Annotated in this window: 18 protein-coding genes; 4 read left to right on the top strand and 14 right to left on the bottom strand. The window is 44.0% G+C overall.

The genetic code is table 11. The annotated features are described in order from the left end of the window. Positions 1-29 precede the first annotated feature (29 nt). Entirely contained in the window at positions 30-1,301 is a 1,272-nt protein-coding gene (gene serS / locus B9A91_RS08095) for a serine--tRNA ligase (protein WP_084237849.1), read from the top strand. A 68-nt stretch (positions 1,302-1,369) separates the two neighbouring features. On the opposite strand, the gene B9A91_RS08090 is transcribed toward serS, so the two are convergent. The 5 genes from B9A91_RS08090 to ileS form a co-directional block, all read right to left on the bottom strand. Continuing rightward, entirely contained in the window at positions 1,370-1,681 is a 312-nt protein-coding gene (locus tag B9A91_RS08090) for an OmpH/Skp family outer membrane protein (RefSeq protein ID WP_084237848.1), read from the bottom strand. Between the two features lie 124 nt (positions 1,682-1,805). Continuing rightward, a complete protein-coding gene (locus B9A91_RS08085) occupies positions 1,806-2,510 on the bottom strand; it encodes an SIMPL domain-containing protein (RefSeq protein ID WP_084237847.1) in 705 nt (234 codons plus the stop codon). Positions 2,511-2,593: 83 nt separating this feature from the next. Continuing rightward, the gene (locus B9A91_RS08080) at positions 2,594-3,196 is read right to left on the bottom strand and encodes a lipoprotein signal peptidase (protein WP_084237846.1); all 603 of its coding nucleotides are present in this window, start codon (positions 3,194-3,196) and stop codon (positions 2,594-2,596) included. Further along, positions 3,196-3,576, bottom strand: coding sequence for a TraR/DksA family transcriptional regulator (locus B9A91_RS08075; RefSeq protein WP_084237845.1), 381 nt, complete (start codon positions 3,574-3,576; stop codon positions 3,196-3,198). The genes B9A91_RS08080 and B9A91_RS08075 overlap by 1 nt, the downstream gene beginning before the upstream one ends. A 5-nt stretch (positions 3,577-3,581) precedes the next feature. Next, on the bottom strand, positions 3,582-6,974 hold the full coding sequence (gene ileS, locus B9A91_RS08070; protein WP_084237844.1) for an isoleucine--tRNA ligase: 3,393 nt from the start codon (positions 6,972-6,974) through the stop codon (positions 3,582-3,584). Positions 6,975-7,106: 132 nt separating this feature from the next. Here ileS and B9A91_RS08065 point away from each other — a divergent pair, with 132 nt between their 5' ends. Next, positions 7,107-7,418, top strand: coding sequence for a hypothetical protein (locus B9A91_RS08065; protein WP_084237843.1), 312 nt, complete (start codon positions 7,107-7,109; stop codon positions 7,416-7,418). Positions 7,419-7,442: 24 nt separating this feature from the next. On the opposite strand, the gene B9A91_RS08060 is transcribed toward B9A91_RS08065, so the two are convergent. Then, positions 7,443-7,880 carry a GNAT family N-acetyltransferase gene (locus tag B9A91_RS08060; protein ID WP_084237842.1) on the bottom strand — a complete coding sequence of 146 codons (438 nt, stop codon included), beginning with the start codon at positions 7,878-7,880 and terminating at the stop codon, positions 7,443-7,445. Between the two features lie 118 nt (positions 7,881-7,998). Here B9A91_RS08060 and B9A91_RS08055 point away from each other — a divergent pair, with 118 nt between their 5' ends. Further along, positions 7,999-8,262 carry an isoleucyl-tRNA synthetase gene (locus B9A91_RS08055; protein ID WP_084237841.1) on the top strand — a complete coding sequence of 88 codons (264 nt, stop codon included), beginning with the start codon at positions 7,999-8,001 and terminating at the stop codon, positions 8,260-8,262. Here B9A91_RS08055 and B9A91_RS08050 read toward each other — a convergent pair. The 8 genes from B9A91_RS08050 to B9A91_RS08015 are packed head-to-tail and all read right to left on the bottom strand — an operon-like array spanning position 8,240 to position 17,452. Beyond that, on the bottom strand, positions 8,240-10,627 hold the full coding sequence (locus B9A91_RS08050) for a phosphocholine-specific phospholipase C (RefSeq protein ID WP_084237840.1): 2,388 nt from the start codon (positions 10,625-10,627) through the stop codon (positions 8,240-8,242). The genes B9A91_RS08055 and B9A91_RS08050 overlap by 23 nt on opposite strands. 39 nt (positions 10,628-10,666) lie before the next feature. Continuing rightward, positions 10,667-12,019: an alkaline phosphatase family protein gene (locus B9A91_RS08045; protein WP_084237839.1), complete on the bottom strand. Its 1,353-nt coding sequence runs from the start codon at positions 12,017-12,019 to the stop codon at positions 10,667-10,669. Positions 12,020-12,049: 30 nt separating this feature from the next. Continuing rightward, positions 12,050-13,258 carry a metabolite traffic protein EboE gene (eboE, locus tag B9A91_RS08040; protein ID WP_084237838.1) on the bottom strand — a complete coding sequence of 403 codons (1,209 nt, stop codon included), beginning with the start codon at positions 13,256-13,258 and terminating at the stop codon, positions 12,050-12,052. A 1-nt stretch (position 13,259) separates the two neighbouring features. Beyond that, positions 13,260-14,435, bottom strand: a complete 1,176-nt coding sequence (locus B9A91_RS08035; protein ID WP_084237837.1) for a 3-dehydroquinate synthase — start codon at positions 14,433-14,435, stop codon at positions 13,260-13,262. A 17-nt stretch (positions 14,436-14,452) separates the two neighbouring features. Then, positions 14,453-15,361 carry a UbiA-like protein EboC gene (gene eboC, locus B9A91_RS08030; RefSeq protein WP_200815617.1) on the bottom strand — a complete coding sequence of 303 codons (909 nt, stop codon included), beginning with the start codon at positions 15,359-15,361 and terminating at the stop codon, positions 14,453-14,455. A gap of 11 nt (positions 15,362-15,372) precedes the next feature. Further along, entirely contained in the window at positions 15,373-16,359 is a 987-nt protein-coding gene (locus tag B9A91_RS08025; RefSeq protein WP_084237835.1) for a TatD family hydrolase, read from the bottom strand. Between the two features lie 2 nt (positions 16,360-16,361). Beyond that, positions 16,362-17,072, bottom strand: a complete 711-nt coding sequence (locus tag B9A91_RS08020) for an EboA domain-containing protein (protein ID WP_084237834.1) — start codon at positions 17,070-17,072, stop codon at positions 16,362-16,364. A gap of 8 nt (positions 17,073-17,080) precedes the next feature. Then, on the bottom strand, positions 17,081-17,452 hold the full coding sequence (locus B9A91_RS08015) for a transmembrane 220 family protein (protein WP_084237833.1): 372 nt from the start codon (positions 17,450-17,452) through the stop codon (positions 17,081-17,083). Between the two features lie 101 nt (positions 17,453-17,553). Here B9A91_RS08015 and B9A91_RS08010 point away from each other — a divergent pair, with 101 nt between their 5' ends. Then, the gene (locus B9A91_RS08010) at positions 17,554-20,997 is read left to right on the top strand and encodes a DEAD/DEAH box helicase (RefSeq protein ID WP_235012491.1); all 3,444 of its coding nucleotides are present in this window, start codon (positions 17,554-17,556) and stop codon (positions 20,995-20,997) included. The last annotated feature ends 1 nt before the right edge of the window (position 20,998 follow it).

Genomic DNA, 20,998 nt, shown 5'->3' with positions numbered 1-20,998 from the left:
TCAATCTTATCTTTGTAAAAAAATAAATAATGCTGCAAGTTAACTATATCCGCGAAAACAGAGAGAAAGTTTTAGCAGGCTTAAGCCTCAAAAACTTCAAACAACCAGAGCTGGTTGATGAGATTATTAAAACCGATGAAGAAAGAAGACAATTTCAAACCTCGTTGGATAACCTCTCTGCTGTTGCAAATTCGAGCGCAAAACAAATTGGTGAGTTGATGCGTGCCGGAAAAAAGGATGAAGCTGAGGCATTAAAGGCCCAGACTACGGCTAACAAAGAGCAGATTAAAAGTTTGTCCGATGAGCTTAGTGCTGCTGAAGACAAATTGCATCACCTGATTGTACAATTGCCGAACCTTCCGCATCACCTGGTAAAGGCTGGTAGTACACCCGAAGAAAATGAGATTGTATATACGCATGGGGAGCCTGCAGTAATGCCTGATCAGGCATTGCCACACTGGGAGCTGACTGCGAAATATGATATTATAGATTTTGAACTGGGGACCAAAATTGCAGGAGCAGGGTTCCCGGTCTATAAAGGCAAAGGTGCCCGTTTACAGCGTGCATTAATCAATTTCTTTTTAGATCATGCCACTGCAGAAGGCTACCGTGAAATGCAGGTGCCGCATCTGGTAAACGAAGCTTCAGGTTTTGGTACAGGGCAACTACCGGATAAAGAGGGCCAGATGTACCATGTGGGCATAGATAACCTTTACCTCATCCCAACGGCCGAAGTGCCGGTAACAAACCTGTACAGGGACGTGATTTTGAAAGAAGAGGAAATGCCCGTTAAGAATACGGGCTATACCCCATGTTTCCGCAGAGAGGCAGGTTCTTATGGTGCACATGTGCGTGGCTTAAACAGGCTGCATCAGTTTGATAAGGTAGAGGTGGTTCAGATCGTCCATCCTGAGCAATCTTATCAGGTATTGGAAGAAATGAGCGCCTACGTACAGTCATTGCTCCAGGAACTTGGATTGCATTACCGTGTATTGCGCTTATGTGGAGGCGATATGAGTTTTACAGCAGCCATGACCTATGATATGGAAGTATGGAGTGCCGCACAGCAACGCTGGCTGGAGGTGTCTTCTGTTTCCAATTTTGAGACCTATCAGAGTAACAGGTTAAAGCTTAGGTTTAAAGGTGCAACGGGGAAAACCCAGCTGGCGCATACTTTAAATGGAAGCGCCCTGGCCTTACCACGTATCGTAGCTGCAATCCTGGAAAATAACCAGACCGAGAAGGGGATTAAAATTCCGGAGGCGCTGGTTAAATATACGGGCTTCGAGTATATCGATTAAAACATAAAAGCTTCCCCATGGGGAAGCTTTTGTTTCTAACAGGTAGATGTTAGGGTTAGTTAATAATACTATAGGATAAGGATCAGCAATAAAATGATGATGATGATCGCACCTACCGAAAGGTAAACACCACCGCTCATTGCGCGTGCCTCTTTTTTAAGTTCTCTTAATTCTTTACGTAATTCTTTTCGCTCCTCGCGGGAGAGATCCGATTTATCCATGTCCCTGATTTCTTCCACACGGGTCTTAATCCTATCTAACTGAGCCTTTTGTTCAGCAGTCATTTCAGTTTTTGCTTTTTTGCTGTCGGCAGCCGAAACAACATTTGTGCTGATAGTGAGCGTAAAAAGGAGAGCCAAAGTATAAATTAATCTTTTCATGGTTTATTGATTTGTGGTTTAACAGTATAAAGTAACTAAACAACAAAAAACCTACCAATTTGTTTTGGTAGGTTCATTGCATTATTTTTTATGAAAACTGTATACTCTACAGGTCAGGTTTATGTTATTTGATCTCAAATACTACATTCATTACGTAGTTTAATTTAATCTTTTTGAAATCGATCTCAGGGGCGGCAGCGCCAGCCATATCTGCACTTTCTGCTTTCATCATCATAACATTGCGGTACATTGGCTGAGGGTAGATCTCATTATTGATCTCCTGAATATCCAGCGCAGCTCCCAATTTATCGCCGATGGCTTCAACTAAATAAGTTGCTTTGGCTTTAGCAGCCTGCAAAGCTTTAATTTTAAGGTCTTTTTTCAGGCTTTCAATTTTGGAGTAATCGTAGCTGTCGATATTGGTATAAGCAACCCCTTTAGGGTCAACACTGCCAATAATTGCATTCCATTTGTTCAGATCGCTTACCTTTAGGCGGTATTGTTTGCTGGCCAGGTAATCCGGGTTTTTCTTTTTTTCAGCAACTGCAGTGTAGCTGGACAGGTTGTTGATCGTTAAGTTCTCTTTATCCAGTCCGGCTTTCTGTACTGCATTAAAAAGCTCATTTTCCAAGGTGGTAATGTCTACTTTTTTCTTGCTGTTTCCATCTTTCAGGTATTCCTTTAAAGAAATGCTGATGTAAATGATATCCGGGGTAACTTCAGTTTCTGCGGAACCGCTAACGTTGATCTTCCTGCGCAGGTCTGTTTGTTGGGCCATAGCGCTAACACTAAATAAGGCAACGATGGCAAGGCTTAATAACTTTTTCATAATGTAAATATTTCTTTTGTGTATTTGATATATAGATGAAACTTTCGTACCAATTCCATATCTACACGTGCAATTTTTATGAATTAATCTTCAACCATCTCATTATTAGGTCCAATTTCTTCAACTACTTCTTCTTTGAAGTAGGATTTCTGGAAGATCAGGATCAATATTACACCAACAGATATGGCTGCATCGGCAATATTAAACACCGGACGGAAGAAGATAAAATCTTCACCTCCCCATATCGGGACCCATTTAGGGAAAACACCCTGCACCAGCGGAAAATAAAACATATCTACCACACGGCCATGAAACAAGCTGGCATAACCATAGATCTTGCCATATAATACAGAGTCAATGATGTTGCCCAGTGCGCCCGCAAAGATCAGGGCTACGTTAAGGATCAGTCCCCGGTGGTATTTTCTCTGGATCAGGTAATGTAAGCCATAGCCGATTCCCGCTACTGCTGCAATCCTGAACAGGGATAAAGCCAGCTTGCCAAATTCACCACCAAATTCCAATCCAAAGGCCATTCCGTTATTCTCGGTGAAGTGGATAATGAACCAGTTGCCAATAATTTTGAACTCCTGGCCAAGGTACATATTGGTCTTTATCCAGGTCTTTAAAACCTGGTCGGCCAGTAATACAAGAAAGATGATCAATAAAGGTTTTGTATAGCCTTTCATTACGACTGCTTCAGTTTAGCTTCCATACTTAATGTAGCATGAGGAACTGCGCGCAGGCGTTCTTTCTGGATCAGTTTGCCGGTTTCCCTGCAAATGCCGTAAGTCTTGTTCTCAATACGGACCAGTGCTGCTTCTAAATTTTCAATGAATTTTTTCTGACGGGCTGCCAGCTGGTTCAATTGCTCTTTTTCAAGTGTTGCCGAACCATCTTCCAGTGTTTTGTAGGTGCCAGAAGTATCTTCTGTTCCGTTAGAATTAGGACTGCTCAATGAATTGGTCAGATCAAGAAATTCTTCTCTTGCCATTCTCAATTTCTCCTGGATCAATTCTTTAAATTCCTGCAATTCACTGTCAGAATACCTTGTTTTCTCTTTTTCCATAATAATTATTGTTGTGCAATCAAAATTTGTAGTTCAACGTCCTCGATTACTATTTTGTTTCCGTTAGCTAAAGTTTCTGTTAAGTTAATATTATCTGCCAAAATTTCAGCGCAAATGTAGGGTTTATTTTGAGCTACCGCATCTGCAATCAGGTTATGGTTTTGTAAAGTAACTGTAATCCTGTCTGTAACTTCGTAATTCAGTTCCTTTCTCAGGTTCTGGATCCTGTTAACCAGCTCGCGCGATAAACCTTCCTGCTTAAGGGAATCGGTAATCGACACGTCCAGTGCTACGGTTAAACTGCCCATATTGGTTACCTGCCATCCTGGAATATCCTCTGCAATAATCTCCACATCGCTCAGCTCAATAACATAATCCGTGCCGCTAACTGAATATCTGCCCTTATTTTCAAAATCTACCAGCTCTTCCTGGCTCATATTGCTCACTTTTTCGGCAACCGCTTTCATGTCTTTGCCAACTTTAGGCCCTAAGGCTTTGAAATTGGGTTTGATTTTTTTCTTGATAAATCCCGCAGTATCAGTGATGTATTCAATCGCTTTGATGTTGGTCTCCGATAAGATCAGGTCTTTTACCAGTTCCACCCTTTCTGCAAATTTGTTATCCAGCACCGGGATTAAAATTTTAGCCAGGGGCTGACGCACATTGATGCCCGTTTTCTTACGGAGCGACAATACCATTGATGAAATGTCCTGCGCAAGCTGCATTCTTTCGTTAAGTTCGGTGTCAATTTGCGCAACATCGGCATCAGTCCATAAACTCAGGTGAATAGATTCCACCGGGTTGGATTTGTCGCCCACCGTTAAATTGCGGAACAGCCAATCGGCAAAGAAAGGCGCTACAGGTGCCATCATTTGCGCCACGCTTGTTAAGCAGGTATATAAAGTCTCGTATGCGGCTTTTTTATCGGCAGTCATTTCACCTTTCCAGAAGCGACGACGCGACAGGCGAATGTACCAGTTGCTAAGGTGCTCATCAACAAAAGCCTGTACGGCCCTTGTGGCTTTGGTAGGTTCATAGGCATTATAGCTTTCATCTACTTCCGCTTTCAATGTTTGCAGTAAGGATAAGATCCAGCGGTCCAGTTCGCTGCGTTCAGCAATTGGGGTAAGCTTCTCCTGATCAAATACAAAGCGATCTATATTGGCATACAAGGCAAAGAAAGCGTAGGTATTGTAAAGTGTGCCAAAGAACTTACGACGAATCTCGGCAATCCCTTCAATGTCAAACTTCAGGTTGTCCCATGGATTGGCATTCGAGATCATGTACCAGCGGGTGGCATCAGGCCCGTATTCTGCCAGGGTTTTGAAAGGGTCTACTGCATTACCCAAACGTTTAGACATTTTCTGGCCGTTTTTGTCAAGTACCAAGCCATTAGAAACCACATTTTTATAGGCAATCTTATCAAAAACCAGTGTGCCTATGGCATGCAGGGTATAAAACCATCCGCGGGTCTGGTCAACCCCTTCAGCAATAAAGTCTGCCGGGAAGTCAGTACCGTTATCGATCTTATCTTTGTTTTCGAAAGGGTAGTGCCACTGTGCATACGGCATGGCGCCCGAATCAAACCACACGTCAATCAGGTCGCTCTCACGTCTCATTGGTTTGCCCGATGCTGAGACCAGGACAATTTCATCCACTACATTTTTATGCAGGTCAACCAAATCGTAATTGGCTTCCGACATGTTTCCAATTTCGAAACCTTTAAAAGGGTTTTCTTTCTGGAATCCGGCAGCTATTGATTTTTCTATGGCATGGTACAGCTGTTCAACAGAGCCCATGATCACTTCTTCTTTTTTGTCTTCTGTTCGCCAGATGGGCAATGGAATGCCCCAGTACCTGGAGCGTGAAAGATTCCAGTCGTTGGCATTTTTCAGCCAGTTGCCGAAACGTCCTTCCCCGGTCGATTTTGGTTTCCAGTTGACGGTCTCATTCAGGTCAAACATCCGGTCTTTCACGTCGGTAACCTTAATGAACCAGGAGTCCAGCGGGTAATACAAAAGTGGTTCATCAGTTCTCCAGCTGTGCGGGTAGCTGTGCAGGTATTTCTCTACTTTAAAGGCTTTATTTTCTTCTTTTAAGCGGATAGCAATTTCTACGTCAACCGATTTTTCAGGTGCCTGGCCTGCATCGTAATATTCATTCTTTACATATTTGCCAGCCAGCTCGCCAAGATGCGAAGTGAATTTACCCTGCAGATCTACGAGTGGCACCGGAATGCCGTTTTCATTCAGTACGAGCATCGGTGGTACTTCAGGTACGGCTTCTTTGGCTACCCGCGCATCATCTGCACCAAAAGTAGGGGCAGTATGAACAATACCTGTTCCGTCTTCCGTGGTTACGAAATCGCCGGATATTACCCTGAATGCATTTTCAGGATTTTGATACGGCAACACATACGGTAAAAGCTGTTCGTAGCGGATGTCAACCAGATCGGCACCTTTAAATTCCGCTAAAACCTGGTAAGGGATCTTTTTATCTCCTTCCTTAAAGTTCTCAAAATCTTCAGCGGCAGCGCTTTCAAAATATGTTTTGCTGAATTGTTTGCCAACAAGTGCTTTTGCCAAAATTACATTTACCGGAAGGAAGGTGTATTGGTTAAATGTTTTTACCAGTACATAATCTATTTTTGGCCCTACCGTAAGTGCAGTATTGGATGGAAGGGTCCATGGAGTTGTAGTCCAGGCCATCAGGTGTATATCGCCCTGTCCTTGTAAAAAAGCGGGCAGGGTATGTGCCAGGGCTTTAAATTGGGCTACAATAGTTGTGTCCGTTACATCACGGTAGGCGCCCGGTTGGTTAACCTCGTGCGAGCTTAAGCCTGTTCCTGCTTTTGGAGAATAGGGCTGTATGGTATAGCCTTTGTAAAGCAGGCCTTTATCGTAGATTTCTTTTAGGAGCCACCAAACCGATTCCATGTATTTCGATTTGTAGGTCACATACGGGTCGTCCATATCTACCCAATAACCCATTTTCTCGGTAAGGTCGTTCCACACATCGGTGTAACGCATTACCGTTTTTTTACAGGCTTCGTTATAATCTTCTACGGAAATGGTCTTGCCAATGTCTTCTTTGGTAATGCCCAGCTCTTTTTCGGTACCCAGTTCTACAGGTAATCCGTGGGTATCCCATCCGGCCTTACGTTTAACCTGGTAACCTTTAAGGGTCTTGTACCGGCAAAAAATATCTTTAATAGCCCTTGCCATTACGTGGTGAATACCAGGCATTCCGTTGGCAGAAGGGGGGCCTTCATAAAAAGTAAAAGGGTTAGATTTTGATCTGGTTGAAATGCTTTTCTCAAAGATGTTTTCCGCTTTCCAAAAATCAAGTATCTCTTCGCTTATTTTAGCTAGTTCCAGTTGTTTAAATTCCCTATACATCAATCAAGTATCTCCAAAAATTAAGGATGCAAAGCTAAGGTTTTCTAATGAAAAATTGAAGTGTTAAATTGCTAAAGCTTTAAGTTGTGATAATGATAAACTTCTGCCATATTTGTAAAATAACCACACTGGATGAATACCGTTACTGTATTGGCAATTATTGATTTTGAAGCCAGGCCTAAAGCGCCCCTTACCCGCATGATGAATGAGCGGCTGGAGCGTTTGGCAGCAGATTTACAGGTACTGCTAGAAAAAGAATTGCGCGAGGTAAGGGATTGTAATGACCTGACGGTTTACCTGAGCTATAACAGCAGTTATGCTATCAGATGGCGTATAACTAATGAGGTGCCCGAGCATGTAATACATACGGTAGCCGATAAATGTGCACAGCTGGGCTATATTGCCTGGAAAGCAAATGATATACGGAAGTTTAATCTGGATTGATCTGCAGAATAAGTCGCTGATCATCTATCTGGAGGCCCAATCATTGAAACTGAGTTCAAATTTAGTCTCTCCATTTGAATACCTGCCAACAGGAGTCCAACCTTGAAGCTTATAGAACCGCTCTGCCCGTGTATTTGGAGCTGTGCCCAAAACTACCTTATCTTTGGTTTGTTGAAAATACCAATCTATCATCAGATGATGTAATTCCTTTCCTATTCCTTTTTCCGCAAAATCCGGATCTACAAATAATGCCCATACACTCTTTTCTAACAGGTCGATAATTGCAAAGCCTACAACCTGGCCCTTCACCTCACAAACCCATCCCTTTCCTTTCTCCGAAATGTAATAGGCTACATCCTGATCAGAAACGAGATCGGGATTGCTTAAGGTATTTTCTTTAACCAGGTGTCTCACTACCTGCATCTGTTTAATATCTGAGTGTTCTGCAGTTCTGAAAATCATACTCACAAACCTAGCAATTCCATCAAACAAGCAAACACTTCATGCTTAAAAGGATTTTTTATTTAAAACCGGACAGCTTGTTCTTTGTTATTTCATAACGTAACCTAAAACAGGTGTTATGATCAAAGTATTGAGACTTCAGAAAGCGGTATACGTCATTTTGCTCGGCGTTATCGGATTAGTGGCCTATAAGCTTATAGAACCTACTAATGCTGCATATAGTGTATATGTGCTTAAATTGTCGGGGCTTCTGTTCCTGGTAGGTGCACTCTGGTTCCTTTACCCCATCATGTTTGCTAAAAAAGTAAACGATGTGGAAGTTCAGCTGGACCCTGAAAAACAACCTGATCCAGCCGAAACTACAATAACAGGCCAGCCATAAATGGATCTGTGATCGAATCTTCCCCGGTTTCTACGTGACCTGCATACTGTCTGCTGTACTGCTCATCACCATTTACCATAATGCTGAAATCGTACCAGCCTGAACTGCTTTTCAGGTCGAGCACGAGTTTGGTTTTCTGGCCAGGAGTAAGTGACACAACTTCCGCAAGCGGTTTTTTATAAGCGTTATGCTTAATCTCCAGTTTCAGCTCCTTTTTTCCCGTATTCTCCAGCAGCAATTCAATATTGCCGCTTGGTTTTTTGCTCAGGAAGCCGGTATTTTCATAATTACAGTTGGTTTTCAACGACGGATCATTTTTACTGCCTTTAAAACGGCGGAAAAATCCATTTGGGCCACTTACCTGTATGTCGTAATTGTTATCGGCAAAATGCTCAAGCTTCAACTGATCAGTCAATTGATCTCCTGCGGTTAAAGCGTAATTCCAGTTTTTTCCGTTTACGCCTTTGTAAACATCAGTGGTGTATACAGTAAAAGGTGCACCTTTAGGAACAGTTTTTTGTCCGAAATTTCCTTTTCCGCTTTCAAAATAAAGCTGAATGTGCTGTTTTTTTGCATCTAGCTGGCATTCGGCAAACAATTGATAAGGTAATGCACAGGCCAGGCTGGTGCCTTTTTCCTGCTGCGGCATAAATGGAGAAGATAGCGGAGAAAAGGATGGATTAGCATTGATCTTTTCGATGTCTTCCGCTTTTAAAGGATCTGGCTTAACCTGCGGAGGCTTGTTCCTTGCATTGTTGATGCTGACAATCACTTCCTCTTTCTTAAGCCGGGCAGGAATATGATCTCCCGCTTCTTTTGCAGGTCTGAAGGCCGAGGTGAGGTCACCGCAGATCGCCCTTCTCCAGCTGCTGATGTTATTGCTTTTAATGGTTTTTCCTGTTTTTTTACTCAGGAAATGCTCCAGGAATTGCAAACAGGAAGTATGGTCAAATACCTGCGAATTCACATACCCACCTTTGCTCCATGGCGAAGCGATCAGCATGGGCACCCTGTACCCCAGGCCAATGGGACTGTCTTTTTTAAGCTCATAATCTGGGGCAATGTCTATTTTCGGGGATACTTTTCCCGTATCTGCGGCATTGGGTTTGGGAACTACATATGGGGGAAGGTGATCAAAATACCCATCATTCTCATCGTAGGTCAGGATAAAAATGGTCTTTTTCCAGACTTCTGGGTTTTTGGTTAAAATGTCTATGGTTTCCGATACGTACCATGTACCATACAACGGGGCGCTGGTATGATCAGAGAAATTCTCTGGCGCTACCAGCCATGATACCGTTGGCAGTTTACCTTCATCTACATCTTTCCTGAACTGGTAAAAGATATCATTCTTCGGTATTTCCATGGTCTGCTTTTCTCCCTTGTCATCGGTGTACGAAAAAGGGGCCAGTTCCAGGTAATTGTCTGGTGCATTGATATTTGTAGCAAAAGCCTTATCGATCAGGTTCTTTTCCCTGTCAGAAAGTTTTTCATACCTGGCCCTTACCTGCTCGGCACTCAATGCTGGTTTTGCGGTATTGTCGCCATTTTTTCTGAAATAAGCAGAAAGTTTTACATTGTACCTTTTGACATACTCAATGGCATTGTCTCCATAATTGCCCAGCCAGGAATCTACATCTTTTCCCTGCAGGTCTGCCGTCCAGATCTCGTTCTGGTAAATCTTCCAGCTGATTTTATGGTCTTCCAACAGTTCAGGGAAGGTATGCCAGTCTACATATACATTGTTGCGAGACTCGGCTTGTGAGTTGTTTACTGCGGCTACAGACGTGCCGTTCTGCTCAGGTCTGATGGTGCCGGTCCAGAAAAATAACCGGTTTGGTGTTGTTCCTGTTAATGAAGAACAGAAATGATGGTCGCATATGGTAAAGGCGTCTGCCATTGCGTAGTAAAAAGGAACATCCGAACGATCATAATAACCCAGCGACATCAGACTTTTTACGGGTGCCCATTTGTCATAGCGCCCGTTATTGCGCGCAGCAACCTGGTCGTTCCAGGAATGTGGCAATCCGCCTTGCCAGGTAATTTTTGTTTTATTGATATCTACGTGAAATGGAGCGTAAGTCTTCCCTTCTTTATCTTTCTGCAGCCAGACCTTGTTCTTATCAGGCAAAGTATAAGCCCTGGGGTCGTTAAAACCACGTACCCCTTTTAAGCGCCCGAACATATGGTCAAACGAGCGGTTCTCCTGCATTAAAAATACAATATGTTCCGCATCATAAAAGGTACTTCCCGGATCTGCACTGATGGCCATTGCCTTTTGTATCGACATCGGAACAACGTTGGGCAGGCCTGCTGCGCCAGATAGTATGGCTGCTTTTTTTAAAAAATCCCTTCTTGAGTTCATTTGGTTATTCATGTGTGTAACCAAATGTAATCAGATTCCCTAAAGGTTCAAAGCTTTTCGGATTACTTTATAAACTTCTGTGGCCTGCAGGTTTTCCTTGTTTAATCGTTCATCTGTAATCAGTACCGGGTGAAATTCTACAGGAGTATTTATGCTGCCATGCGAGCCTTTGATGAGCATGGCATCCAGGGGGATAACGTCCATCACATACCTGAACCCTGCTTTTTTACGCAAGAGCTTATAGGCCGCACGGGGCTTTGACGACATGAACATCTCTACCGGGTCGTAACCGGGCTTTTTGTGGATATCCACACACCTGGCATAATCAGGGGCTTTGGCATCATCCAGCCAGAAATAATAAGTAAACCAGCTTTCGGGTTGGGCAACCACTACAAAATCCCCGGCACGCTCATGATCTATCCCATATTGTTTTTTGCCATCTTCGTCCAGCACCAGGGCTACACCAGATGTTTGCTCCAGGATTTCTTTTACCTGTTCCTTTACCACCGGATCATTAATATACACATGGGCCACCTGGTGGTCGGCCACCACAAAAGCCTTTGAAGCTCCAGCATCCAGTAATTCAAGTCCCCGTTCTACGCGGATCTGTAAAAGGCCATTTTGCCGGAATATCCTGTTTAAATGTACCGGCTTGTTCACCGGTGTGATCCCGTACTCGGAAAGAATGATGATTTCAGCATTTTTTTGCTCATAGTAATTCACCAGGCCTTTCAGCAGTTCATCTATTTCATTTAGTTCCTTACTCATCTGACTAAAATCAGGCCCGGACTTTTGCAGGCAATAATCCAAATGAGGAAGGTAAATCAGGGTCAGGGTTGGGTTGTACAAGCCATCGGTAATTACCGAAGCATCAGCAATCCATTTGGAGGATTTGATGTTTGCACCGGGACCCCAGAACTGGAACAAGGGGAATTGTCCCAGTTTCTCCTGTAAGGTATCGCGCAGTTCAGCAGGATAGGAGTAACAGTCGGGCATTTTCCTGCCATCCGCCAGGTAGTTTGGTCGGGGCGTTACCCCATAATCTGCATTGGTGTACATGTTGTACCACCAGAACATATTGGAGCAGGTAAAGGAAGGATCGGCTTTTTTAGCTTCATCCCAGATCTTTTCGGCCAGTACGAGTTTGTTGGATTGTTTCCAGAATTTGATTTCCGCATCGGTATGGTCGTACCAGCCATTGCCTACTATACCATGTTCGGAAGGTTCCTTCCCTGTTAAATAGGTTGATTGTACCGCCGTGGTTACCGCAGGCAGCATGGGCGCTATGCTTGCAAGGTTTCTTTTTTTAACGTATTGCTGCAGGAAGGGGGTGTGCTCCCCGACCAGGTTTGCCGAAAGGCCAACAACATCTATGACTACAGTTTTTTTCATATTACGCTCTTCATATTAAGGCTCTTATGCTTAAGACAGGGTATCAATAACCCAGTTCAGCTCGTTGCTGATGGATTGGGCAATGGGCAATTTTAACTGTTCCGGTAAAACTTCCCAGGTATAGGTCTCTACTTCCAGGTGATGGGTAAAAGGTTTTTTCTTTTGCAGTTCCAATACTTTTACAATATCATCCTGGGTAGACTGCAGCGGGGCGATTTCTTTAACTGAAATAGGAACGTGGAAATGGGCGCGCCATTGTGTAGCGGGATCATTGTCAAAGCGCTCCAGCGCCTCTGGCAGGTCAGGATAACGCAGCAACGCTCCTGTTGAGGTTAACGCCACCACCTGGTGCAGGTAAGTAGGCTCGTTAAACCTGCCAAATGCAGTTTGTATATTTTGCCTTTCTGTCTCAGTACCCGTTAAATCGGCTTGTAATGCTGCACTGATCTGTATTTTTCCCACTTTTATGCCTCTTAAATCCAGATCCTCTAAAACGGCTTCGTGGTCTTCATAGCCAATGGCAAAATGGCAAACATCATAGCACAGGCACAGGTGTCTTTTGATCAGTATTTCAGCTTGTTTTTCGTCGATGTTAAATGTGGCTTTTATCAATGGGATCCCTGAAGGTAGCAGATCGTTTTCATACCAATCGATAAATTCCCTCCCTGTTTCCAGAATACCATCTGGTTCCGGTTCAACATCCAGGTGCATGTGCAGGTCAATTTCCTGTTCTATGCGGATGAGTTCTTTTACAACCTCCAGCATGTTCAGGGTAGCTTTTTCCCTGGCCTGTTTTAAGGCTTCATCCGTTTTAAACCAGTGCCTGTAGCTTAGGGGGGAAGTAGAAATGCCAGCATCTATGCCTTCGGGTACCAATTTTTTCAGGATATGGAATAACCTTAAGGTGTAATCCCTGCGTTCATCTGTAGTCCAGTCAGGACTGTGTACCTCCGCTTTTACTATGGTGTGGTGAAAATCCCCGTAAGGGAAACCGTTCATGGTAAAAACGTAGGCATTATTTTCGTTCAGCCAGTGTTTAAAAGTGTTCAGTTCCTGCTCATTCGTTAATGCGTTGCTGGCTGCATGGGACAGCCGGAGTCCAATTCCCAGGGGCTGGGTTGGTGCAACAGCTTGTTTTATTGCCGGGAAATTCTCTTTTAAAGCTTTAAAATCTTCCACCCAGTTTTTTCCGGCATGAATATTTGTACAGTAGGTTAAGTGGCCAGTATTTAATTTCATATTAGTTGCTGCTGTTAAGGGAGGGCTTTTTGTTTGTGAAATCGAACACGTAATGACTGGCTTTGATCAGGGATTCCTGATCCATTTCGTGTACTTCTTTTCCGGTTCCCAGGCTATTCAATAAGGTAATGCTGAGCATACCTCCAAGGTGTTCCCGGAATTCAGCCAAACCCTGCAATATAGGCGATTGCGCACTTTCAATACGTATCAAGGGGTTGGAAATGTCAAAGGAAAGCTGCAACAGTACATTTAAGATCCTTTCCAGGTCAGCTTCTGAAAGAAGCCCCTTTAAAAAAGAGTAGGTGCTGTCCAGGGCAATTCCCATGGCTACTGCTTCTCCATGCAGGACTTCAAAATTGCTCAGCTGCTCCAGCTTGTGAGCACTCCAATGACCGAAATCCAGGGGCCTGGCCGATCCTGTTTCAAAAGGATCGTCACCAGCAATGTGTTCCAGGTGTAGCTTTGCACAGTGCCTGATCAGGTAATTCATACTTTCTGCATCTCTGGCGGCCAGCTTTCCGGCATGTGCTTCAATCCAGTAAAAAAACTCAGCATCTTTAATCAGCGCTACCTTTATGGCTTCAGATATGCCCGAACGGTAATCACGGTCGCTCAGGGTCATCAAAAAATCATCATCATTAAATACAGCTGCTGGAGGAGCAAACGTGCCTAGGAAATTCTTCTTGCCCTTGTAGTTGATGCCATTTTTAACGCCAATGCCCGAGTCGTTCTGCGAAAGCACAGTAGTGGGTATACGGATGTGCCTTACGCCCCGGTGCGAAACCGCAGCAGCATAGCCAACCAGATCAAGTACCGCGCCACCACCAATGGCGGCAATGTAGGAATGGCGGTCTATGCCGTGTACATTTACCGCTTCCACTATCCTTTCAAACAATGCCGTGTCATTTTTTGCAGCTTCCCCACCAGGAACGATCAGGATTTCAGGTATGAGTTGAACATCCTGGTAATGATCAAAATATTTTATGATGTCATCTTCCAAATGGGGATGCGCTTCGGTAACGCCCCCGTCCATTACGAAAAATATTTTGCGCAATGTTGTTGAAGATCTGCCTTTAAAAAAATCTGCAAGCGTTGTATTTTCCACATCAAATAATGAAGTGGTAAAGCAGATTTTATATTCAAATTTTATACTGAAAGACTGTTGTAAATAATTCATATCCTAAATATTCGAAGCTAGGTAACCGCAAAAGCTTTACCCAGCAATAATGATACAGGTAATAAAATAACAATAAAAAGGGCCACATGCCATACCCCAAAAGCGCTGGCCCATGCTGCATTCATTAAAATGAGCGCAATTACACCAGCCTTTACGGCTTTGCCTATGTTTTTGCCAATGGGATTCTGCATCGCCCTGATCAGTGGGATAAAGATCATGAGCGCAAAGCCCGCCACAAAAATGGATGTAGGTAACAAATGACCTTGTCTGGCTGCAAAAAACAAGATGCAGGCCAGCACAACAGCATATAGAAAGGCCGCGAAATAGAGCATCTTTTTGCTTCCACCATGTACCTCGCCCCTGCTGACCATGGTAATAGAGGCAATGTAAATAACAGGGACCAAGGCTAAGAACCACCATTGTTGTATCGCCGACGGAATTATGCTGATGCCCAGCAGCAGGTTAAGCCCCCGGCAAAGTCCCATGTTCAAAGGCCCGAAAAAAGCATTGTGCTTCAGAAAACGGTCATACACCAGGCAGGAGATCATTATAGCTGCTGCCAGGTATTGTGAAGCCGGATTGTAAAGACCAGCTGCAAAAATTCCGATAAAGAAAAATACACCGCCAAACAGGGTGGCTGCCTTTTTCGAAACCAATCCGCTAGGAATGGGGCGTTCCGGTCTTTCTTTGGCATCAAGTTCCGCGTCAAATACATCGTTCATGATGATGCCACCGCTATACAGACCTATGGTTGACAGGCAGAGCAGTACTACCGGCAACAAAGGAACCGATAGACCAACGCCTGTACTGCCAGGCAAAAATGATATAAAATATCCTGCAATGGCCATTCCCGCCAGCACATCGGCAACGGCAGTAACCACATTGGCTGGCCGCATTAGCCTTAAGTATCCGATTAATTTGTTCACTTATGCCGTGGTTAGGAAATGATGATGGAATTCTTATCTATTCTTGGCTGCTGTCCACCGCGCAATATAGAGTTACTGGCAAACTTCTGGCTCTGGTCTATGTTTTTGACAGCAACGAAGTCCTGCTCATTGATTTGTCCGCTCTGTGCAAATGCAGTGATGGCATTACGGTAGGTCACCAGTTCAATATCGGCCATGCTTATACCCGATCTTTTCATCAAAGCAGCTGTTTTAGGAATGGCCAGCGGATCACTGATACCCCAGTCGGCCGCCGAATTGATCATGATCCGTTCCGATCCGTATTGTTTTACTACTTCTACCATACGTTCATTGCCCATTTTGGTGAAAGGGTAAATGGTGAAGGCCGCCCAGAAGCCCCGGTCGAGTACCTCTTTTACCGTTTCTTCGTTATTGTGGTCTACAATCACCATATAAGGATCGAGCCCCTGCTCAATGGCAATATCCATACTGCGCTGCGTGCCTTTTTTCTTGTCGCGGTGCGGTGTGTGGATCTGCACAGGCAATCCAGCTTCTTTGGCCAGCTCTAACTGCAAACGGTAATATTTTTCTTCAGCGGCGGTCTGGTCGTCAAAGCCGATCTCGCCAACGCCTACTACCCCCTCCTTAAAAATAAACTGCGGCAGTATTTCCATCACCTGTTCGGCTAGTCGTTCGTTATTGGCCTCGCGTGAATTTAAACCGATGGTACAATAATGTTTGATGCCAAACTGCGAGGAACGAAAGCGCTCCCAGCCAATAAGGCTGCTGTAATAGTCGGTAAAACTGTCTACCCCTGTACGCGGCTGCCCTAACCAGAAGGCAGGCTCTATCAGCGCTACAATTCCAGCGTCGGCCATAGCCTGGTAGTCGTCGGTAGTACGTGAGGTCATGTGTACATGCGGATCAAAGAACTTCATTCCGCTGATCTCACTCAGGTCAAGGACAGTATTAATTTTCTCTCCCTTATTCCTTTCTTCAAAATTCTCATTACAACACATTGCTATATCTTTTGGTTCATTTGTTCAATCAGTTGGTAAATCTCGGGCGCTACACTGCGCTGGGCTGCCAGACGTTCCTGCACATAATCCTGCAGCGTGGCTGTCAGCGACTCATTGAGGCGTTCGTTTAACCCCACAATCTGTTTAACGTCTTTTTCGGTAAAAAATGCTTTCAGCACCAGTTGGTTCCAGGCCTGCTGCGATAAAAATCGGGCAGGATAAGGGTTGTGGTACATAATGGCTTCCAGTACAGTGCCGATATTGCTCCTGATGCCTTCTTCGCAGCGACTAATCCACTCTTCCGGGTAAAGGTACAGTGGAAGTGCCGAGTATAAAGCCACCTGCTCGTTCATTTCTGCCGCTGAAAACAGGCTGTTGATTTTTTTAACATAGGTCTCGCGGTTGTCGGATGGCAACTGCATCAGCAGCCATATTCTGCATAGCTTATCTGAGGTCCAGTCTGTTATTGTAAAACCTGGTAACAGCGCACTGATCGCTGTATTTTCATCATCAGTAGACATTACCAATTCCCTGGATGCAATACGCGGCAAATGCGCAAAGCAAAGATGAAGCTGCACAGATTTGTCTTCCTTTACCACCAGGCCTGCTTTGTTCTGCAGCCATTGAAATGCTTCGGCCGTTAGACTCCGTTCAATAATTTGCAGGAAAAGGCCATTAAGACTTTTTAATCCTTCACTGTCTATTAACAACATAATTTATTCTAGTTGACTGCCGCGAAATAGTTTATGGCCAGAGCTGCACTGATGATCAGTAACCCAAAAAATTCCCTGGTCTTCTCTATGTAGGGCTTTGTAGCCTGCATACTTTCTACAAGGCTGGGCGTTCGGTATTTCATGATCCAGTCGCGCACACCATCTTTGGCAAAAAACAAAAAGATCGCATAAATCAAATAGAAAGATATGGCAATCAGGTATACAGTAGGATAAAAATAATTAAATATGGCAAATCCACAACAAATGGATGCCACCATATAAATAGGGACCCACAGCCAGGAATCCGAATCGTTCAGGTTTACATAAGCAAACAAAATGAATGCAATGCAAAAAATAGCGTTTAAAATGCTCAGTAGCATAGTGGTACAGGTTAGGTTTGTGTGTTTGTTGTTTTCTGTATTACAAATAAACAGAATATTAAACCGAATTAGAAGATCATAGTGTATTTTAGATTTTTTTATTGATCAAATTACATTCTACAGTGGAGAAAGAGAGCGTTAATGAGCGTACCAGACCGCATACTCATGTTTTGGAAAATTTTAGTCTTTCGGGGCTAACTGTTTCCGATATCTTTCAACACAATAAGGTGGGGGTTGATACTGAGGCCAGAGGTTTTTATAACTTTTCTCCGGAAGATATTACCATTGATTTTGCAGTTTTTGGCTCTGCTTCAACCACACTTGAGCATCCAATGGTAACCATTACACAAACTTCAGGCAGGCTCATGTTTTCCTGCAGCTGCATGTCGACTATCGGTGGCTTATGTGAACACGAGATCCGGGTTTTGTACAATATCGTCAACCGGCAGCCCCTACGTATGTTTTTCGACAAGCAGCTTCGCCATCAGCAGCTGAAAGCTTTTGCAGTTGACTATGGACTTGAAAATGAACCTCTGCTCGACGAGCATTTTATCATCAGTTATGTAAAAGGGAGCGGAGAGCGTACAGAAAACGGAGAACACGTTAAAATCAATCCCAAAATCAAAACCCTCTTTCCGGTTACCAGGCAAACCAAACAGGAGCTGAAGGAATCACTGTTGCCGAATAAGGAATACTCTTTCCCTGGCTCAGGTGGATTGCTAAAAAAAGATGTTAGAACCATTGTCGTATTTGGACAGCACCGTTATTATAATCATCTTACGGTATCACTCTGTCAGGGGATAGCCAGTAAAGATGGTAAAGTAAAGAACCCACTGAAGGTTGTGGATCCCTCCGACCTGCTTTGGAATACCGAAAATCTTAGCGAGATGAGGTTTATCAATGGTGTCCTCAAATTTCAGAATAACTATAATGCCGACGCTTCAGATGCTGACCTGGAGGGCTTAAAAGCATTGGCAAAGAACCCACTTGGGTTGGACATGTACATTCACGATACTAAAGTATCACCCAACATCACTGCCAGTTCTATTGAACGCATTAAACTTAAAATCCTGCCTATTGATCTGGTTCTTTCTGTTCATGAAAAGGGCGATTTTTATGAGGTGTCGGGCAAATTGATGCTCGATGGTGACGATATTCCGCTTGAGAACCTGAATGTCAGGCACCACTATTTTATCCGGTTGGATAAAAAACTGTACCTGATTGATAATCCCGATTTTTTAAGGGTCATAGATTTCTTTAAGAAGCATTACGATAAAATGCTCATTCATAAGTCTAAATTCGACGATTTCTACGAAAATATCCTCTCCAACCTGGAAGAAAAAGTGCGGATCAATTATGCTTATCTGAAACCCGCCACCAAAACGCAGATTGAAGACAAAGGCTATGACCTGGAAAACGAACAGCTGATCTACCTGTCCGAGTCAGAGGACTTTGTGCTCATTACCCCTGTAATGCGCTATAGCAATATGGAAATACCCGTGCTTTCGCGCAAACAGATCATTGCCAAAGATAAGTATGGAAACACCTTTACCTTAAAGCGGGATGAAGAAGAAGAATTTCAGTTCATTGCCAATATTGTAAAGCAGCATCCATTTTTTGAGGAGCAGCAGAACGAGGAATTGCGGCTCGATTGTTTTTACATGCACCGCAAGCATTTTCTGGACATAGACTGGTTTCTGGATGCCTTTGAAGCCTGGCGCAGTAAGGGGATTACTATTTTGGGTTTTAATAAGTTAAAAGACAATAAGCTAAACCAGTATAAAGCAGATATTTCCATCAAGGTGATTAGTGGGATCGATTGGTTTGAGACTGTCGCAAAAGTAGAATACAACGGTGAAGCTATTTCCATGAAGCACCTGCATAAATCTATCCGTAACAAAAGCAAATTTGTAAAGCTGGATGATGGTACTATGGGCATTTTGCCCGATGAGTGGGTACAGAGATTTACCGGCTATTTTAATGCGGGTGAACTGGTTGACAACAGCATTCATACCCACAAAATCAATTATAATATGGTCGCTGAGCTGTATGACGAACAGTTGTTTGATGAATCCGTAAAAGACCAGCTGGCGATGTACCGGGGCAAGCTTTCCGGGCCGGAAAGTATCAGTCCTGTAGAAGTTCCGGATACCTTGCATGCCGAACTGCGGCAGTACCAGCAGGAAGGAGTAAACTGGCTCAACTTTCTGGATGATTTTAATTTCGGCGCCTGCCTGGCCGACGATATGGGTTTGGGTAAAACCATACAGATCATTGCCTTTATCCTTACCCAGCGTCAGAAGGTAATCCACAACACCAATCTGGTCGTAGTACCTGCTTCTCTTATTTTTAACTGGCAGGCAGAAGTGGCCAGATTTGCACCGTCCATAAAGATACGGACCATTTATGGCGCCGATCGCCTGAAAGACATTCATGAGTTTGATCAGTATGAGATCATTCTTACTTCATATGGGACATTACTTGCCGATATCCGCTTTTTAAAGTCCTACCGTTTCAATTATGTGTTTCTGGATGAATCACAGCATATCAAAAACCCCGACTCCCAACGGTATATGGCTGTGAGGTTGTTACAATCGCGCAATAAAGTGGTACTTACGGGTACGCCCATAGAAAACAATACCTTCGATCTGTACGGACAGCTGTCTTTCGCCTGTCCGGGTTTACTGGGCAGCAAGCAGCATTTTAAAGAACAGTATTCTGTACCTATCGATCAGTTTAAAGAAACCAAAAAAGCCAGAGAGCTGCAGCGCAGGATTAGCCCTTTTATTTTGCGCAGAACAAAAGAGCAGGTGGCCAAAGAGCTGCCCGATAAAACTGAAATGGTGATCTATTGCGAAATGGGCCGGGAGCAGCGCGAGGTTTACGAAGCCGCCGTGCAGGACATTAAAGATTATATAGAGGGCCGGGCAGAAGACGAACTGCAAAAAAGCAGCATGCATATTTTGCAGGGCATTACCCGGTTGCGCCAGATCTGCAATTCGGCCGAATTGCTGAAAGATGATAAATTTTATGGAAATGCTTCTTCAAAAATGGAGGTGCTCATGGAGCAGATCGAAAGCAAGTCGCCCAACCATAAGATCCTGGTCTTTTCACAGTTTGTAGGTATGCTCGATCTCATCCGCGAAGCACTGCGTAGTAAGGGTATTGCACATGAATACCTTACCGGACAAACCCGCAACCGGGCGGCAGCTGTAACCTCCTTTCAGGATAACCCGGAAGTACGTGTGTTTCTGATTAGCCTGAAAGCCGGCGGTGTCGGTTTGAACCTTACCCGGGCCGATTATGTATATCTTGTAGACCCATGGTGGAACCCGGCAGTAGAAAACCAGGCAATAGACCGTACCTACCGCATTGGGCAGGAAAATAATGTGGTGGCCGTACGTTTAATTTGTCCGGATACCATCGAAGATAAGATCATGAAGCTGCAGGATACCAAAAAGGAGCTGGTAGACGATCTGATTAAAACCGATACGTCGATCTATAAAACTTTATCAAAAAAGGATCTGCTAGGTTTGTTCAGCTAGG

This window comes from Pedobacter africanus (genome assembly GCF_900176535.1).
Classification (GTDB): Bacteria; Bacteroidota; Bacteroidia; order Sphingobacteriales; family Sphingobacteriaceae; genus Pedobacter; species Pedobacter africanus.
This window is presented reverse-complemented; position numbering and strand designations above follow the sequence as displayed.

Coding starts and splice junctions, on each gene's coding strand:
- eboE (WP_084237838.1), bottom strand. CDS start 13,258: ATGAAATTAAATACTGGCCACTTAACCTACTGTACAAATATTCATGCC.
- B9A91_RS08075 (WP_084237845.1), bottom strand. CDS start 3,576: ATGGAAAAAGAGAAAACAAGGTATTCTGACAGTGAATTGCAGGAATTT.
- B9A91_RS08020 (WP_084237834.1), bottom strand. CDS start 17,072: ATGTTGTTAATAGACAGTGAAGGATTAAAAAGTCTTAATGGCCTTTTC.
- B9A91_RS08060 (WP_084237842.1), bottom strand. CDS start 7,880: ATGATTTTCAGAACTGCAGAACACTCAGATATTAAACAGATGCAGGTA.
- B9A91_RS08090 (WP_084237848.1), bottom strand. CDS start 1,681: ATGAAAAGATTAATTTATACTTTGGCTCTCCTTTTTACGCTCACTATC.
- B9A91_RS08080 (WP_084237846.1), bottom strand. CDS start 3,196: ATGAAAGGCTATACAAAACCTTTATTGATCATCTTTCTTGTATTACTG.
- B9A91_RS08025 (WP_084237835.1), bottom strand. CDS start 16,359: ATGTGTTGTAATGAGAATTTTGAAGAAAGGAATAAGGGAGAGAAAATT.
- B9A91_RS08065 (WP_084237843.1), top strand. CDS start 7,107: ATGAATACCGTTACTGTATTGGCAATTATTGATTTTGAAGCCAGGCCT.
- B9A91_RS08050 (WP_084237840.1), bottom strand. CDS start 10,627: ATGAACTCAAGAAGGGATTTTTTAAAAAAAGCAGCCATACTATCTGGC.
- ileS (WP_084237844.1), bottom strand. CDS start 6,974: ATGTATAGGGAATTTAAACAACTGGAACTAGCTAAAATAAGCGAAGAG.
- B9A91_RS08035 (WP_084237837.1), bottom strand. CDS start 14,435: ATGAATTATTTACAACAGTCTTTCAGTATAAAATTTGAATATAAAATC.
- serS (WP_084237849.1), top strand. CDS start 30: ATGCTGCAAGTTAACTATATCCGCGAAAACAGAGAGAAAGTTTTAGCA.
- B9A91_RS08015 (WP_084237833.1), bottom strand. CDS start 17,452: ATGCTACTGAGCATTTTAAACGCTATTTTTTGCATTGCATTCATTTTG.
- B9A91_RS08085 (WP_084237847.1), bottom strand. CDS start 2,510: ATGAAAAAGTTATTAAGCCTTGCCATCGTTGCCTTATTTAGTGTTAGC.
- B9A91_RS08055 (WP_084237841.1), top strand. CDS start 7,999: ATGATCAAAGTATTGAGACTTCAGAAAGCGGTATACGTCATTTTGCTC.
- B9A91_RS08045 (WP_084237839.1), bottom strand. CDS start 12,019: ATGAAAAAAACTGTAGTCATAGATGTTGTTGGCCTTTCGGCAAACCTG.